General features: G+C 44.1%; 1 pseudogene. It reads right to left on the reverse strand.

Annotated features, from left to right (window positions below):
- Positions 1–651 (reverse strand): annotated as a pseudogene (locus H2O64_RS23935) (CUB protein); the annotation flags it as partial.

Raw genomic sequence — 651 nt, forward strand, 5'->3', positions numbered from 1 at the left:
CAAAGATGTAAATCTTCGCTGCTGGCTGATTCTGTAATCCGATGATATTCCATGTTGGATTAAACGCATCACCGTTTGGTGTGAAGAATTCCATAAAGTCTATCAGTCCAATGGTTCTTACCAGTTCTCCACAACCATTGGTGTCTCTCACCGTAATGGTATGCTGTCCTGGTTGCAGATCAAAGAACTCTCCTGTGGTTTGCCACTGTCCATCATCCAATTGGTATTCATAGTTCCCTGAACCACCTGTTGCCGTTGCCACCAAATTGTGTGTATCTGAAAACGCGGGTGTGGTTACTGCAATATCAAGTGTGCTTGGCGCTGAAGATGCGGTATAAGTTACACTATCATCCGAGAAACAATTCGTTGGATTGTTCTGATCGGTAACTATAACCGTATACGTTCCTGCCTGATCTACTGTCACCGTTGGACTGCTTTCAGTTCCACTTGGTGTGGTCCACTGATAGGTGAATCCTGCACCAAAGTCTACTCCGATTACTCGTGGGTCTAAGGCTTGTCCTGTAGTTGCATCCACACATAAGATATCATCTTCTGGTAAGCTAAACACAGGTAATGGATTGACTTGTAAATTCACTAAGATCGGATCTGAAAGACAACCTGTAATGGTTTGTCGAACGCGTGCAAACAAAG

It is taken from the genome of Kordia aestuariivivens, assembly GCF_014397005.1.
GTDB classification, from domain to species: Bacteria; Bacteroidota; Bacteroidia; order Flavobacteriales; family Flavobacteriaceae; genus Kordia; species Kordia aestuariivivens.